Raw genomic sequence first — 16,132 nt, 5'->3', positions numbered from 1 at the left:
CGACTCCCTCTAAGAGAACCGTTCCTTCGACTAATCATCTATTTATTATGCATTGGATGATATACCATCATTACCACTTACAGCAGCAGTATTCGGCTTCCTGCCCCAGCCTGTAAGCCACTTGCCTAACCGAATGGATGGCAGCTCAATGAAATAGTAACTTAGCGCCCCCGCTCCGAACGAAGCAACAAAGGCGAGTATGACGATAAACGGTGTCTCCACCTCGCCATTTAGCAGATGGATGAGCGATAGGAGTATAATCATATGATACAAGTAAAGACTGTACGAGATTTTCCCCAAAAACAATAACGGCTTTCGCTGCAGCTGCCTTGATAAACGAACCGACGATAGCGCTGCAATAATGAAGATCGAAGCGCCGATAGCCGTCATCCAATCGCCGCCGTGCGGCATGAGCATGTCATGGAAGTCCTCGCCATAACCGATCCATTTGAACGAATAGAAGCAGAGCCCTACAACAAGAAGCAGCATTACCCACCAGCCTTTTAATCGTGCAAAGGCGGCTTTTAACTCTTTCTGATATTTGGCCAGCAGCGCCCCAATAATAAAGAAGGAGGCATAATGCAGCGAGATCACAAAGTTCGTCGTATATCTCGTTTCAAAATTTTCAAGCAATTTTTCAGCACCAATGGACAAGACGAGTGCCAGCGGCAGTCCCACTTTCCAGCTGCTTTTTGCAATGATGAACATAATAAACGGGAACAATAATGAGATGCGCATTTCATGAACGAGCGTCCATATAATCGGATCATACCTCGTTGTATTGTAGTTTCCAACAAACAGCAAATGATGAATGATCGAGGTCACATTCGGGGGTATCACCCACAGATTGTTATAATAGCTCGTCAAATTCGTCAGCTTCGACACATAAACGATTTCCCTCATTAAGATGGCGATAATCAAAGCAACGAGAAAAGGAATGTAAATGCGGCAAATCCGCTTAATTACATATTTTGAATAGGGCTGCTGGCGGTTGCTGAAGAACGGCAAGGAAAGCACAAATCCGCTGAGCAGAAAAAACATAATGACCGCTTCATGACCGCCCCATACCGCATGCAGCGGTGTGTATTTAAACAGGTTAAGCGGGTAATCTAGAAAGCTGAGATCCGAAGTATTTTGCGCGATTGGCGCAAATACCAATAAGAAATGACCAATCATCACGGCTAATGCCGCCAATCCCCTAAGTGAATCTAATTCCTCATAGCGCTGCAAGCTGCAATTCCCCCACATTTACCGAATCTATATAATGTCATTGACGATTATAAGGGATAGCAGCCTGCTTTGTCCGCAACTATTTTCACATGCCTTTTAACCTATGAATATGACCTGCGTTTTCCTCTTCGGAACAGCTTCACCACTCCTAAGATGCACAAACAGACAAGCAAGCCTGTACAGCCCCCTACAAAATCAAGAACAACATCAGTCGCGTTGCCCGTACGCTCATCGGAGCCTAATTGATTCCATTCATCCATAGCCGGAACAGCAATGGCGACCAGCAGAGTAAGTATAATAGAAAGGAACCAACGCTTACGGGTCAGTGCTCGCAGAAACATAAAGAGCAACGCAGCAAACGTCGCATACACAAACAAATGTGCGCCCTTTCGAAATAGAAATTCAATGAAATTAAATGGCCGATCATGTGAATTAACGATGCTCGTTCGATAGGTAATCGTAACATCCGGCAGCCATCTTACAAGCTGATCGTATGTAAAGTGACTGCGCAAAAACGGCTGAATACTTTGTTGCTCATACGTCTGGGATGAAAATAGGAATAAAAGCCCGAGCCACCCTACTAATAATAGCCCCCATATAATGGTTGGCTTCCATCTAGCAGGTCTATACATGTTCACTTGCACCTCCTGTAAAACAACCAGCTTACTTTTTTCATCCTTCTATCATACTTGAAAAAAACACACAAACAAAATTTTAGCATGGGGGTGCTAAAAATCGGCATGCCAAAGAACGGCTTACTCGCAAAAATGAAGCAGCCGGTGGCGCTGGAACAACGTTTGCATTTGAGAAATAAAGAAATATAACCCATCATTTTTCAATATAACTGAGATAAAAGTCCTATTTTCATATAGTCAATAAGCCTTAAGTTTGGTATTATAACTAAAAAGAAGTGAAACGAGGGTGAATGTTATGTCTAGTTATTTAATGTTTACTGAGTTGTCTACACCATTAAAACTGTTCGGAATAAGGATTTTTAAGGATGAAAACGGAAGTTATTGGTATAAGTATAAACAAAATAAGCGAAAGCGTATATTTAAGTAGTTGTATTTTCATCTAATAACAGAGCAAGAGACGCACAATTCTTCTCATTTCTACAGCCTCTCTCATACCTTACGCAATCATAGCAATTAAGAACAAGATCAAGCGCCTGGCTTGCTCCCAGCACTTCTTCAGCTTGGTAGGACTGGCTCACTAATAGTTTATCGATCATTTCCTGCCGCAGCAGCTCAATCGTCTGCTCTAGCTTTATTTTGTGTAGAACAGTATCTCTATTAATGGTCCCTCACCTCTCCCTGAGCATGCGTATTTCGAACGATATCAACGGGTATTTCCCCGCTATACATATTGCTTATCCTTCTCATCACTTGACTAGCCGCTGCAAATTCGCCTTCTTTTTTATAACTATCCGCGAGCGATTCTACAAGTCCCTGCAGCATATATTCCAACCTGCTTCGTTCCTGATCCGCCCAGTTATCATACAAGCCTGCAAGCATTTCCTCTACAGGATAGATGAGCAGTTCTTTGACAAGACTAATCTTCCTTGTTGCTTTTTTCTCCAAATGCGCCTCTTCAAGCGACTGAATCCATTTCAGCATGTCACACTCTACAGCCGCGTGCAGCTTAACATGACTGCGATTTGCAACAATAGGATTCACACCCGCCGTGTCAAACAATCCCTTCAAATGAGAGAGACTCACTCGCAGCAAATTGCTTGCCTTGCTAATCTCAGCAAGCGGCCATAACGCATCGCATAACTGTTCCCTTGTTGGGTTCGGGTGAAACAATAAATAGACAAGCAATCTCTTCGCATTACGCTGCTGCCAGCCATTAGGTATTTCCTTGCCATTAATAGATACGCGAAACGTACCGATTAGCTTGACCTCGAGCAGTACTTTCTTGCTTGGAGCAGTCTTGTAGGCATCGCCAAACATTTTAATCGCATCGATTCTCATTAATCCAAGCAGTGGATCACCAACATTTGGACTCTCCCTGTCAATTGAAGGGTTGGAGAGGAAATCTAATAATTTCTGAGCTGCATAGGGAAGATTATCTATAAAAACCATACTAGCCGCATCAGGCACCGTTACCGAGAACGCATTCGGAATAAACTGCGACGTAATCTTTGACATATAGGATGGGTATATCGTATCTTTGTCTCCCGCCATAACAAGGCAAGGCTTATTCATCGCGGATAAGTCATCCAATGGATTCTCTGCTGCGAAGAGCTCTATTAATTTGAAGTAAACGTCCATGTCACACTGCAAGTATGCTTCTCTTATCCATGATACTTCTTCCCTGTCCTGGGGCAGACAAGTTACTAGACTAGTCATCTGCTCAGCAAGTCCAGCTGCCACCCCATTCTCAGCATAGCTCCTACGCAGCTCAACAGAACGCTCCATCGCCTCCGGAGGATAAAATCCAATCGTCGACATAAGAACAATCGTCTTGACCCGCTCCGGGCGGCTCACACCATACCTAGCAGCTAAGCTTCCGCCAAAACCATGCCCAACTAAATGCGCATCTATTATGCCGCATTGGTGGAATATGCCTTCGAGATCATTGCAAAGCAGCTCCCACGTTAATTCAGAGCCATCATGCAAGCACCCGCCATGCCCATACAAATCATAACGTACAACATGATACCGTTCAGTTAGCACAGCAGCGAGCGGTTCCCACATACGAGCATTAAGACCTAATCCATGTAAGAGTACTATAACTTCTGCATCAGGATCAGAAGTACAATGATCGAATTGGTAGAACGAATTAAATATGTCCATAGTCCCCCTACATTACCACTACTGTATGATTTTAGGTTAGTCTGTAATGCTAGTGTAATGTATATTTTAGTACTATGGTAGTGGTTTTGCTAGTGAAATGAGTCATTTTTTTACATATTCCAAGAAATTCTTGTAAGGGGAGACAAAAAACATGCAAGACAAGATGTTCAAACGCAGCTTTTTGCTGATGATGACATTGTTGCTTGCTTTAGGTAATGCTTTTAACGTTAAAATATATCAAGAAGCTGATTGGATAATTCATCATACATTTTAATCCTAACGACGATTCACAATGACAAGAAATGAACTAAACGTGCACTGAACAGCTCACATGCCTCAAGGATGGTTTATTAAGGCAGATTGGGGTAAAGGGAGCCTTTCGTCCTCCTAAAGCTTCAGCAGCTAATTAGAGGCTATTAGCACGGTTCCTACATGCCGAGATGTGCAAAAAAACGCTAAGAAGGGGCAGAAGAAGTCATTGTGACTTCTTCTGCCCCTTCTTTTATTTTGCAAAGCTGATGTATCATACTCCTTTTACATCAAACCCTCTGCAATAGCTCTTCCTGCTTCAAGCTCTTTGTTAAAGGCTTCTCTATAGGAAGCAAGCACATCCGTGCTATAACCATTCGTTGTCAGCTTAGCCTTTGTATCCGTCATGATGACCTCAAACTTTGCAGAACAGTTGTCTACTTCTTGAATTCCCTTAGCTTTGATCTGTGCTTTAACAGCTGGATCCGTTGCCGCAACATACTGCAAGCCAATGTCCATAAGAGTTACCTTACAGCTTTCTTTCAGCGAATTAAGCTTGCTCTCTGCTTCTGCCGTAATTTGCTCATATGTAGGCTTAACTGTTCCACCGCCAGCATTACCCGAACCGCCTGTACCACCAGAACCTCCAGTTCCACCACCCGTACCTGGAAGAACAACTCCACCGCCGGCGCCTTGCTCAGCCCGGTAAGCTTCTGACTCGCCGCTAACTGTCTTCGTCACCGGATCGTAGCTAATCTGCGTACCTACCGATTCTGATAAGAAACGAATCGGCACATAGATCGAGCCTTTATAGGCATACAGGGATTGTCCAGCCGGCAATACCTTCGTCTTTCCATTAAACACAAGAGTTGCCTTCACTGGCTGTATCGCGATAGTAATGCTCGTTTGCGGCTTTTGGCTGCCAGCAGCGGCACTCTGCAATTGCTTCTTCAGAGCAGCAAGCTCCTTCTCTGTTGGCTCGGAGATAGTCGCTTTCGCACCATCCCAATTCACTGTTTTTAGCAGCGCATAAGAAATATAACGAATCGGTACATATGTACTTCCTTGATAAATAAATGAATATTGTCCATCGGGCAGTTTTAGCGCTTGTCCATCAAATTTCAGATTGATAGGCTGCGTCTTTGTCTTAATCGTTGCTGTTGCTGCGGATGCAGCGGTTACAAGTACAGATGATAGCATCATAACAACTAGAAAAATAGATAATAAACGTGACTTTTTCATAGGTCCTCCTCAGAATGTTAAAGCTTACTTGTTTAGCGAGTTTGCAATTACAGTAAGCGCATTGGCTCTAGCCCCAGCCTTCGCACTCTCGTATTGCGCGCTCCAATCCGGAAAGGCTTGTTCACCTAGATCGGCTGCTTTATACTCGCTCTTGGCATTGCTTATTAATTGATTGAACTTGGCATCACAATCGGCTTCCGCAGAAAACACCTTATTCAGGTATTTACTTTGAATAGTAGCAAGTGTGGCCTCTTCATCCCCACTAAGCTCTTGCGCGATCTGCTTGACCAAGCTATTGCTGGTTGCTTGACACGAGGATTTCAGCTTTCCCAGCTTTACTGTGACCGAAGCATCTATCTCTTTTTTCTTTCGGGACTTTTCTTCCGAATTCGTAGATTCCTTATCCGGCTTTTGCCCCTTGTCTATGTTATTAGACGCGTCAGCTGGCGGTAAAGTTGCAGTCGGACTAGGCTGATTGACTTCCTCAGGCTGCGTCGTTGGAACTAGCTCCGGTATTGGTGTTGCGTCTGGTTGTGGAGTCTGTTCAGCCTGATTCGTAGGTTGTTCGTCCGGTTGCTCCGTAGCCTTCAATGGATCCTGTCCTGCATTGCTATCTGCAGCTTCATCAAGACGCCCATTCAGTTCATCTACCTGATTTAATTTCGAATACAGACTCATACTGCCATAAATAACAATACCGATAACAACAAGTGCACCTGCAATGATCATTAATGTTTTGTTCGATTTTTTCATTGTTTTGGTTTCATATGGGCCATTACTTAAGTAAAGGTCACATATGATTCTCCTTCATTTATTTTCAAATAAAAAAGCTGACGCTTCATAGTGACGGGGCGTCAGCTTGCGGATATAGCAGTTTCAGATCTAATAGTGACGCGCTACATGCTTGTTCATGAGACAGCGACAGCTGCTAGTTTATTTTTGTGATAAACAATTCTCAAATAAATCTCCATACGCTTTTTCTCATCTAAGCAGTCTTCCCACAACAATTCATGGAACCCCATACAGAGCTGATGCCATTCACGTACAACGTTTGCGCGCATGAACATAATAATAACCTCCATGTTTCCACATAAACCACGACGGGAGGCACGATATTCGGTAGCTGGCTGGCAGTCTTTTAAAAGATAAGCCCCTTTAGCTTTGCGTCACCACTTTTCAATGGTTTTGCCTTTATCGTGTGGTTATGCGGTTGTTTTGTTTAACGGTATGTTAACAAAATTGTGTGGGGATGTATAGGGTTTGTTTGAGTTTAAAACTGAAAGTACTAGTTTGTTTCAGATCTGTAGTCTCCGCTAATTATACGTTCCCACCAGCTCTTATTTGTCATGTACCACTCAATTGTTTGTGCTATGCCAGTCTCAAAGTTGAAAGTCGGCTTCCAACCTAGTCTTTCTAATTTAGATGGATCAATAGCATACCTTTTATCGTGGCCCAGTCGATCCGTCACATATTCAATTAACTGCTCTGATTTTCCTAGAGTCTTAATAATTGTCTTCACGACTTCAAGGTTGGTACGTTCATTATGACCACCTACATTATACACCTCACCACTGACACCTTCATGCAGAACCAAATCTATCGCGGTGCAATGATCATATACATGGAGCCAATCACGAACATTCATACCATTTCCATACACAGGTACTTTCTCGTCGTTACAGACACGTGAAATCGTTAATGGAATAAGTTTCTCAGGGAAATGGTAAGGACCATAATTATTTGAACACCGTGTAATATTTACCGGAAGCCCGTAGGTCTCATGATAGGCACGTACCAGTAAATCAGAACCTGCCTTACTAGCACTGTACGGGCTGTTTGCTTGCAATGGTGTCTCTTCAGTAAAGAACGTCGTAGGGTCAAAATCTAAATCACCATATACCTCATCCGTGGATACATGTACAAACTTGGATATTCCATGTTTCTTGGATGCATCAAGTAAGGATTGCGTTCCCATTACATTAGTACGAACAAATATCCCTGGATCTGTAATCGAACGATCTACATGGCTTTCAGCAGCAAAATGAACAACATATTTAAAGTTTTCACCTTCAAATATAGACATGATTACATCACGATCTGCGATATCAGCCTTTAGAAAACGATAGTTCTCTTTGTTCTCAATATCCTGATGTTTGGATAACTCCCCAGCATAGGTCAATAAATCTAAATTAACAATTTCATACTCAGGGTATTTATTAACCATGTATTGAACAAAATTACCACCAATAAAACCAGCACCGCCTGTTACAAGTACTTTACTTTTTGTCATTCCTTCACCTCAAGTGATAATTCATTCAAAAATCTCCTTAGAGCATCTTGCCATAAAGGAAGTCTTCTAAATCCACTGTCTTCTAGTTTTTGCTTTGACATTCGGGAGTTAGAAGGTCGAACTGCAGGAGTGGGATATTCTTTCGTTGTTATTCCTTCAACTGCAACTTTTTTACCCGATTTTTCAAATATCTCTCTTGAGAAATCTGCCCAACTGCAAAAGCCTTCATTTGAAGCATGATATACTCCATATTTATTAGTTTGAATCATATCTAATAATAGTATAGCTAGATCTACTGTATATGTAGGAGAACCATATTGATCAGAAACCACATTTAGTTGATCACGGCTTTCTGCTAACCGCAGCATCGTTTTCACAAAATTGTTACCGTTGATGCCGAATACCCAAGATATACGAACAATAAAAGAGCTTTCAACTAAGTTTTGAACCGTTTGTTCACCTTCATATTTCGTTAAACCATAGTAACCAACAGGTTTAGGTAGATCTGACTCTATGAACGGAACATCACCTTTGCCGTCAAATACATAATCAGTGCTTACATACATAAATTTAGCACCAAGCTCCCTAGCAACAGTTGCAAGGTTTTTCGTCCCTTGAACGTTAACTTTCAAGCACTCTTCTTTGTCACTTTCTGCTTTATCCACTGCGGTATAAGCTGCACAATGAATAATTGCATCCGGTTTTATTTGGCTTATAAGTGCTTGTACTGCAGAATAATCTGTAAAATCCAATTCAGAGCGGCCTGTTCCAATTATGTCAAAACCTCGACCTTGCCCTTCTCGAATAACATCAAAACCAAGTTGTCCATTACGACCTGTAACTAAAATTTTCATTTATCTATTCTCCGAACTGAAAATTATGTTCTGCATCTTTCAGAAGAGGAGCCTTAGAATCCTTATCCGACAGGATTGGAGTAATTTCCAAAGGCCATTTAATACCAATATATGGATCATTCCAAATAATTCCCCGATCACACCCAGGAGAATATACCTCATCAACTTTATATTGAACCTCTACATCTTCAGTTAATGTCATAAATCCATGAGCAAAACCTTTTGGTATAAGCAATTGTTTTTTATTTTCAGCATTTAATTCGATACCATACCATTGACCATACGAAGGGCTACCCTTACGAATATCCACGGCTACATCAAATATAGATCCTCTTGTACAACGAATAAGCTTTGTTTGAGCTTTTGGATTTAATTGATAATGTAATCCTCGTAATGTCCCTTTTGTGGCAGAAAAGGATTGATTATCTTGCATAAATTCTAAATCAATTCCAAACTCTTTAAACTTTATTGCGCTATAGGTTTCCATAAACCAACCTCTGTGATCGCCAAATGTGGTTGGTTCAATAAGTAATACACCATCTAACTTCGTATTAGTATATTTCATTGTTATCCACACTTTCTTATCTAGTATATAATCTCACCTTTAGCAACTTTCAATAAATATTGACCATATCCAGTTTTGCTGAGCCTTTCACCACTGAGCAATAATTGTTCTTTAGTAATCCATTGGTTTATGTAACCAATCTCTTCTGGAGCTGCTATTTTAATACCTTGATGATCCTCTATGGTTCGTACAAAGTTAGTCGCATCCACTAGGCTCTCATGTGTACCAGTGTCTAACCATGTGTAACCACGTCCTAATAAAGAGACCTCTAACTCATTTTTCTTTAAATAGGCTTCATTAACTGAGGTTATTTCCAATTCTCCACGAGAAGATGGGGTTATACTTTTAGCGATATTAATGACACGATTATCATAAAAGTATAATCCTGTGATTGCATAGTTGGATTTTGGATTTTTAGGTTTCTCTTCCACACTTAAGACCGTACCATTTGTATCAAACTCTACAACCCCGAATCTTTCCGGATCCTGCACATGATAACCGAATACTGTTGCGCCTTTTACTTTACTAGCGGCGTTTTTTAAAATCTTACGAAGGCCGCTACCATAATAAATATTGTCTCCTAAAATCATAGCCACTGAGTCATTACCAATAAATTGTTCACCAATAATAAATGCCTGAGCTAAGCCATCGGGACTTGGCTGTGCTTTATACTGTAAAGTAATTCCGAATTGAGAGCCATCACCTAATAAGCTCTCAAACCTGGGTGTATCTTCAGGAGTAGAAATAATTAGAATTTCACGTATTCCTGCTAACATTAATGTAGATAAAGGATAATAAATCATTGGCTTGTCATATATCGGTAACAGTTGCTTACTCGTTACCATTGTTAAAGGATAAAGACGTGTTCCACTTCCACCTGCTAGAATAATACCTTTCAATATCATACACCGCCTACTTATAAATTTAGACCCACTGTATCAAAGCTTCGCGCTAACTCTGACCTAATAGTCAGAGCTTTAAGAACGACAATCTGTCCATTATATCGGCCTAAAGCTTAGAGAATTACTCCTTCTTGTATGCTGCACAATGAATATTAGCTTCAACGATGCACCCTCTTCTCCTGTTGACAATAAGAGAGTATCTAACATTTCTTACAATAATAATATTTTCAAATTAAATTTAATCTAATAATCAGTTGTCCAGTCGCAACTAGTCGATGTAGCTTATAAAATAGCTACTAAGTATGGAAATATTAGCTAGAATTTTATTTATAATCGCTCTTTATTAATTTCTTTTTTAAAATAAACCAAGTTGCAAATGACAGTATACCCAGTACGAAGTAAGAAACAACAAAGGAAACAGCGAATGCTTCCATACTCGATGAATAAATTAACAATAAGTTTAGCAGCAAAAAGCTAATAATTAAATTAATTGAATTATAAGGAAAACGACTCATTGCATCCAGTGGATTCCTCAATAACAAATAATAGATATTCGGTAATATAGCAATTGCTACAATCCTAATGATAGGTACGCTAGGTTCAAATTCTTTACTAAATAGCAAATTCACTAAAAATGGTGTAAATATTTCAATGAACATCACTACTATAAGACCTACTATAAAATAAATTTTTGACAGTACATTTATCTTTGCCTCTGCTTCACCGAAGCGTTCACCCACAATACTTTTACTAACAAACGACAAAAGTACTGCTCCTATCATCCCAAAGAAAGGCTGAATCATAGTATTTATTGTTATTGCGACTGCAAAATAAGCGGAATATTCTATACTCATTTTGTGACTAATAATTATTAATGGTATCGCAGTAAAACCAAATAGAACTATTTCTCCGGGAATTCTGGGAAGACAAAAAAATAACAGTTCTGTAAATATTGGTCTTATTTGGTTAAATGACTTAATTTTAGCAAAAATATAATGTATTCGCCACAATCTTATACACATATAAAGACCATAGGCTCCAGTTATAATACTTGATGAATACAAAAAGGATATTACGCTCGAATTAACTATTATTGCTACAAACAATGAGCTTAGTTGAACAAATATTTGAGAAGTACTATACATCACAAATTTATCAAGCCCTCGATAATAAGAAAAAACAAATGTAGTAAAAGTAATTGAAAGTGCATATGAAAGTATGGCAAATATATAATGTGAATGACTTCTATCCCCAAACAACATTAATGCTAGAATCTCATTAAAAAAAATAACTATAATTAATGTTATAAACGATAAAATAAACATGATAGACATCGACACTATTATATACCTTGATTTATTCAATCTATCATTTTCTTGATCTAACTTAGAAAGATATTTTGGGATGGCAATCCCTAATCCTGCAATCATAATAAATCCAAACACTGCTGCAGCCCTTTTAGCTATACTATACTCAGCAAAACCAACAGGTCCTAATTCGATACTTAATATCTTATTTATCCCAAGCGCAACTAATAAGATAACAAATTGACCTACTGAAGTTATTACAACATCTTTTCCAAATTTAGATTTCCATGCTTTCTTAATAATAGACATCACTAAACCTCTTTTTTAATTTACTCCTTGGAAGAAACGCATGCTTATGAAAGAAATCAATTAACAACTCTAAGTTACTTCCCCCTATTTAAAATCGTTAACCATAAATAAACCATAAATACAAACATCGATAATATATAAGAAGAATATGACCACGGAGAAATAATAAAAGAATAGAATATAAAGAAATATATTGATGACAATACAGTCATCGTCATAATGTTACGTCCATTAAGATTAATAATTCTGTTTAAACTAAATCCCGAAATAACACCTATTGCACTAAAAAAAAGAAGGCCGCCAACATAACCAAAATCACTAATTATTCCAAAGAAAGAAGTAAATACATTAGTAAAATACCCATTTGTAAAAGTTATCCCAAATTTGTATACACCCTGAAGCCTTTCAGTAAAACCTAAAGTATTGTATATCCCCACAAATGTGAATTGTCCTGGTAATTCACTTTTCAAAAACAACTTACTACTGAAACCATAGTCGAAAGCGGGTATATTTCCAAATGCATAAACCATAAATTTCTGATAAACTATACTTCTCGTAGATTCACTAAAATCCCCAATTCTCATTAACATAGATATATATAAGAAAATAAGAGCAATAATTAATGACAAGATGAATTTAAAAAACGTTCCCATCCTGAATGATGGTAGTTTTTTGTTTTTTTCAACAAACCCCACAATATATCCACTTATCCACAACAATACACATGCAATCAAACCTGCTTTCCCATTATTGAAAAGCAGCGAGAGCAATACTGGTACGAATGTTAGAAATGTTATCGAGGTGTCAAATTTATTTTCTCTATAATTAGATGCATAACCGCCACACAAGGGACCAGCATATACAAATACTAATAGAAGTTGCATTATTACATTATTAGAACCTTCGCCTCCACTATACCTTTGATAGGCCATAGTCTCATTCATATCAAGGATTGCATTTAAGTTCAAAAACGATTGAAATGTAAAACCATTGGCAATTATATCAATAATTATTCGAATAATTCCCATGGTAATACATAAAATTATAAAATACCATGAAAACCTTGACAGACTTTTCTTAGGTCTACTTACTAGGGATACTTCCCTACCTCTAATCAACTGCACACTTAATGCGTTCCCGACTGTATTTCCTAATCCAAAAAATACACATGCTGCTAATATCCATAGAACACCGGAATAACTCCAGTTATACTCATATTTAAACACAAACATACTGAAGACTATAAAAAATGACCAATATATCACCATAGTGCTCGTTGGCGACCACCAACTTCTCGTGATTAACCAGCTACCAACTAGCATAACCACTATAATGACCAAAATCGCAAATATAACCATGGATATACCTCGTTTATTTCTTTAATAATTTCCATTTATCATAATAATATATATATGAATTTCTATGTATTTCTTTCAAATTATCATTACTAAGATTCATACTTCCATCTTCTTTATGATAAATTAATATATTTTTATCATAGCTAATAGTAATCCCCTTTAATTTACATTGCATAGCTAAATCACTTTCTTCACAAAATAAAAATATTTTTTCATCGAAAACTGGAAATATCTTATCAATAGCGAAAGAACTAAATATAATAAAAGATCCATGACATGCATGAATATTAACTACCTGCTTATTCATTGCTCTATATATCAATCTTCTAAGAGATGTATCTAGTTTGATAAGCACTATTGCAGTTAATAGGATAATTAATTGTTTACTTGTGAAGGCCGTATACAATAATCTTTCTATTATAGGCATATATTTATAATTTAATGGATTCTGCTTCTTGCTGTTAACACAAACTATCTCTGGTGCTATTATCCCTTCCCTGTAATTAGATAGTATAGAATAATTAAACTTTTTCATAATAGTATCTGGGTTACAAACTACTAAGAAATCAAATATGTAATTCTCTTTTGCATATATAATACCTGTATTGTTACCATATCCATATCCTTTGTTTTCACTCTCTATAAATATGCAGTCATTAAGTTGTGAAATCTCCTTTATCTTTTTCAATGAATTATCGTCAGCGTAATTATTAATAACAATAATTTTGTACGAGAAGTTTTCACCGCCGGCTATGATTAACTTTGCATTTTCAATGAACTCAACCAAATCGGTATGATTTTTATATGTTACTACACAAAAAACTACATTAACTTGCTCCAAAATACACCCCTCCTATGATAATTTATCAATGTGGGGTCTAATCCCCTTCAAACGTAACCTACAACCCCTTTAAACTCTAAGTAGCATCATAGAATTGTTATAAATGTCCGGCGTTTCAAACGAATCATTGTACCACTTGCTCGGTGATACTATAATCTTCGAATCATTATCCGATAAATATGCCCCCCACCAAGAGAAAGAACTGTTCGATATAATAAAATTACTACATGAATATAACAATCTTAAACTCTCATAGTCTTTAAATCCATCAACATAACATACATTATATTTAAAGTTAAATTGCTCCTTTACTCTATCAATACAATCACTAAATATAAAAAAAACAACATTTTTATTCTTCTCATACATTAAGTCCATGGCTCTATAGTAATAATCATGATTGCATACGTTTAAAGACGCTGAATTAATATAATCGTCCCCTAATCTAATGCTAACTCCAACTGAATTACATTTTGTTATTTCATCTAAGAGCTCTTCTTCATACTTAGTCGGTTTTGTTTTTACTTTTAATTCCTTTACAATTATTGATTTGTATTCTTTGAAATATTTTTCACTTTGGAAATAACCATATATATATTTCACTTTTTTATTGCTCATTACATCCGAATAATAATAACGATCGAAATTATAGTGCAGACCTTGCTTCACCAAAAACTTATATATCCCTTTACCGATCTTATCTTTCTTAGATATAACTTTGTATGCTTTTTGGTATACTCGATATAATTGTTGACTAATCTTCATACACAACAAGCGGGATTTTGATAGCTTAGACTCTTCAAGAGGTCTCACTGAGTCACTAATTACAAGATGTGGTAATGAATAGCTTCTTATTTTGTACCTTTTATAAACAGACGTGTCTATAAATAACTCACTTTTGCTTTCTAAAGCCATTACTCTAGCAAACGCAATTTCAAACATTTGGTTTCCTAGACCACCAATTAATTTTAAAATTACCACCTAATACCACCACCTAATAATACTTGGTATATTATTTAATCTTCTCTAAAAATATCTCTTGTATATATTTTTTCATTAACCTCAGTAATCTCATCTGTAATCCTGTTTGCAACTATAACATCTGATATCCGTTTAAACTCCTCTAAATCTTTAATAACCCTTGAATTATAAAAGATTTCTTCGTTTAGGTTTGGTTCATAGACTATAACTTCTACTCCTTTTGATTCTATACGTTTCATCACACCTTGAATTGATGAATGCCTGAAATTATCTGAATTAGTCTTCATAGTCAATCTATATATACCTACAACTTTAGGCTCTCTTTTTAAAATCATATTAGCTATATGATCTTTTCTTGTTCTATTCGCCTCCACAATAGCAGCCATTATGTTATTCGGAACATCCTCATAGTTAGCAAGTAACTGTTTGGTATCCTTAGGCAAACAATATCCACCATATCCAAACGATGGGTTATTATAATGATCTCCGATTCTAGGGTCTAATCCGACCCCCTTAATAATCTCGCTCGTATTAAGGTCCCTTATTTCAGCATAAGTATCTAGCTCATTGAAATAAGCAACTCTCATTGCTAGGTATGTGTTCGAGAATAGCTTGATTGCCTCAGCTTCAACTGAACTTGTAAAGAGCATGGGAATATCCTTTTTGATCGCTCCTTGTGCTAATAAGTTTGCAAATTGTTCCGCTCTATTAGACTTTTCACCCACAATAATTCGCGATGGGTACAAATTATCATGGAGAGCTCTTCCTTCTCTAAGAAACTCAGGAGAAAAAATTATATTATCGGTTTCAAACATCTCTTTCACTCTATTAATATAACCTACTGGTACAGTAGATTTTATTATCATTAGTGCGTCTGGATTAATTGCTAACACATTGGCAATGACTGCCTCTACACTTCTTGTGTTAAAATAATTTTTCTCAGCATCGTAATTCGTAGGTGTGGCGATTATTACTATTTCCGAATCTTTAAATGCTGTATAGTTATCTGTTGTTCCTCTTAAGTTCAATTCTTTATTTCTCAAATATTCCTCTATTTCATGATCTACTATTGGTGATTGTCTATTGTTGATCATATCTACTTTTTCTTGTATGATATCTAGTGCAATCACTTCATTATGCTGTGCTAACAGAATGGCATTAGATACTCCTACGTAACCAGTACCCGCTATAGTAATTTTCATTTCA

General features: G+C 37.5%; 17 protein-coding genes and 1 riboswitch. Of the genes, 1 reads left to right on the top strand and 16 read right to left on the bottom strand.

All coding sequences use genetic code 11. From position 1 onward, the window contains the following. Window positions 1-45: 45 nt before the first annotated feature. The 4 genes from AC787_RS18765 to AC787_RS18755 all read right to left on the bottom strand — a co-directional run bounded on the left by AC787_RS18765 (window position 46) and on the right by AC787_RS18755 (window position 4,028). A complete protein-coding gene (locus tag AC787_RS18765) occupies window positions 46-1,230 on the bottom strand; it encodes an acyltransferase family protein (protein ID WP_054026180.1) in 1,185 nt (394 codons plus the stop codon). Between the two features lie 101 nt (window positions 1,231-1,331). After that, window positions 1,332-1,862 carry a VanZ family protein gene (locus AC787_RS18760; protein ID WP_054026179.1) on the bottom strand — a complete coding sequence of 177 codons (531 nt, stop codon included), beginning with the start codon at window positions 1,860-1,862 and terminating at the stop codon, window positions 1,332-1,334. Between the two features lie 422 nt (window positions 1,863-2,284). Next, on the bottom strand, window positions 2,285-2,482 hold the full coding sequence (locus AC787_RS35405; protein WP_414730989.1) for an aspartyl-phosphate phosphatase Spo0E family protein: 198 nt from the start codon (window positions 2,480-2,482) through the stop codon (window positions 2,285-2,287). Window positions 2,483-2,522: 40 nt separating this feature from the next. Further along, a complete protein-coding gene (locus AC787_RS18755) occupies window positions 2,523-4,028 on the bottom strand; it encodes an alpha/beta hydrolase (protein ID WP_054026178.1) in 1,506 nt (501 codons plus the stop codon). Between the two features lie 151 nt (window positions 4,029-4,179). Between AC787_RS18755 and AC787_RS35090 the strand changes: the two genes are divergently transcribed. Then, window positions 4,180-4,302 (top strand): hypothetical protein, encoded by a 123-nt coding sequence (locus AC787_RS35090; RefSeq protein ID WP_268760180.1) that lies wholly within the window; start codon window positions 4,180-4,182, stop codon window positions 4,300-4,302. Window positions 4,303-4,562: 260 nt separating this feature from the next. Here AC787_RS35090 and AC787_RS18750 read toward each other — a convergent pair whose 3' ends face one another. The 12 genes from AC787_RS18750 to AC787_RS18700 form a co-directional block, all read right to left on the bottom strand. Next, complete coding sequence (locus AC787_RS18750; RefSeq protein ID WP_054026177.1) at window positions 4,563-5,519, bottom strand: copper amine oxidase N-terminal domain-containing protein; 957 nt, start codon at window positions 5,517-5,519, stop codon at window positions 4,563-4,565. 24 nt (window positions 5,520-5,543) lie between these two features. Beyond that, window positions 5,544-6,272 (bottom strand): hypothetical protein, encoded by a 729-nt coding sequence (locus AC787_RS18745; protein ID WP_054026176.1) that lies wholly within the window; start codon window positions 6,270-6,272, stop codon window positions 5,544-5,546. A gap of 155 nt (window positions 6,273-6,427) precedes the next feature. After that, window positions 6,428-6,586: a hypothetical protein gene (locus AC787_RS34125; protein ID WP_161807550.1), complete on the bottom strand. Its 159-nt coding sequence runs from the start codon at window positions 6,584-6,586 to the stop codon at window positions 6,428-6,430. Between the two features lie 48 nt (window positions 6,587-6,634). Further along, window positions 6,635-6,719, bottom strand: a riboswitch (cyclic di-GMP riboswitch). An 85-nt stretch (window positions 6,720-6,804) separates the two neighbouring features. Beyond that, on the bottom strand, window positions 6,805-7,809 hold the full coding sequence (rfbB, locus tag AC787_RS18740; protein WP_054026175.1) for a dTDP-glucose 4,6-dehydratase: 1,005 nt from the start codon (window positions 7,807-7,809) through the stop codon (window positions 6,805-6,807). Next, window positions 7,806-8,663 (bottom strand): dTDP-4-dehydrorhamnose reductase, encoded by an 858-nt coding sequence (rfbD, locus tag AC787_RS18735; protein WP_054026174.1) that lies wholly within the window; start codon window positions 8,661-8,663, stop codon window positions 7,806-7,808. Before rfbD ends, rfbB begins: the two co-directional genes overlap by 4 nt. Window positions 8,664-8,667: 4 nt before the next feature. Beyond that, window positions 8,668-9,228, bottom strand: coding sequence for a dTDP-4-dehydrorhamnose 3,5-epimerase (gene rfbC / locus AC787_RS18730; protein WP_054026173.1), 561 nt, complete (start codon window positions 9,226-9,228; stop codon window positions 8,668-8,670). A 20-nt stretch (window positions 9,229-9,248) separates the two neighbouring features. Beyond that, complete coding sequence (gene rfbA / locus AC787_RS18725; RefSeq protein WP_054026172.1) at window positions 9,249-10,127, bottom strand: glucose-1-phosphate thymidylyltransferase RfbA; 879 nt, start codon at window positions 10,125-10,127, stop codon at window positions 9,249-9,251. Window positions 10,128-10,453: 326 nt separating this feature from the next. Further along, window positions 10,454-11,746, bottom strand: a complete 1,293-nt coding sequence (locus AC787_RS18720; RefSeq protein ID WP_054026171.1) for an oligosaccharide flippase family protein — start codon at window positions 11,744-11,746, stop codon at window positions 10,454-10,456. Window positions 11,747-11,820: 74 nt separating this feature from the next. Beyond that, complete coding sequence (locus AC787_RS18715; protein WP_054026170.1) at window positions 11,821-13,104, bottom strand: O-antigen polymerase; 1,284 nt, start codon at window positions 13,102-13,104, stop codon at window positions 11,821-11,823. A gap of 13 nt (window positions 13,105-13,117) precedes the next feature. Continuing rightward, complete coding sequence (locus AC787_RS18710) at window positions 13,118-13,945, bottom strand: glycosyltransferase family 2 protein (RefSeq protein WP_054026169.1); 828 nt, start codon at window positions 13,943-13,945, stop codon at window positions 13,118-13,120. 69 nt (window positions 13,946-14,014) lie between these two features. Then, on the bottom strand, window positions 14,015-14,926 hold the full coding sequence (locus AC787_RS18705; protein ID WP_054026168.1) for an alpha-1,2-fucosyltransferase: 912 nt from the start codon (window positions 14,924-14,926) through the stop codon (window positions 14,015-14,017). A 35-nt stretch (window positions 14,927-14,961) separates the two neighbouring features. Continuing rightward, the gene (locus AC787_RS18700) at window positions 14,962-16,128 is read right to left on the bottom strand and encodes a nucleotide sugar dehydrogenase (protein ID WP_054026167.1); all 1,167 of its coding nucleotides are present in this window, start codon (window positions 16,126-16,128) and stop codon (window positions 14,962-14,964) included. Between the last annotated feature and the right edge of the window lie 4 nt (window positions 16,129-16,132).

Source organism: Bacillus sp. FJAT-28004 (genome assembly GCF_001280845.1).
Classification (GTDB): domain Bacteria; phylum Bacillota; class Bacilli; order Paenibacillales; family Paenibacillaceae; genus Pristimantibacillus.
This window is presented reverse-complemented; position numbering and strand designations above follow the sequence as displayed.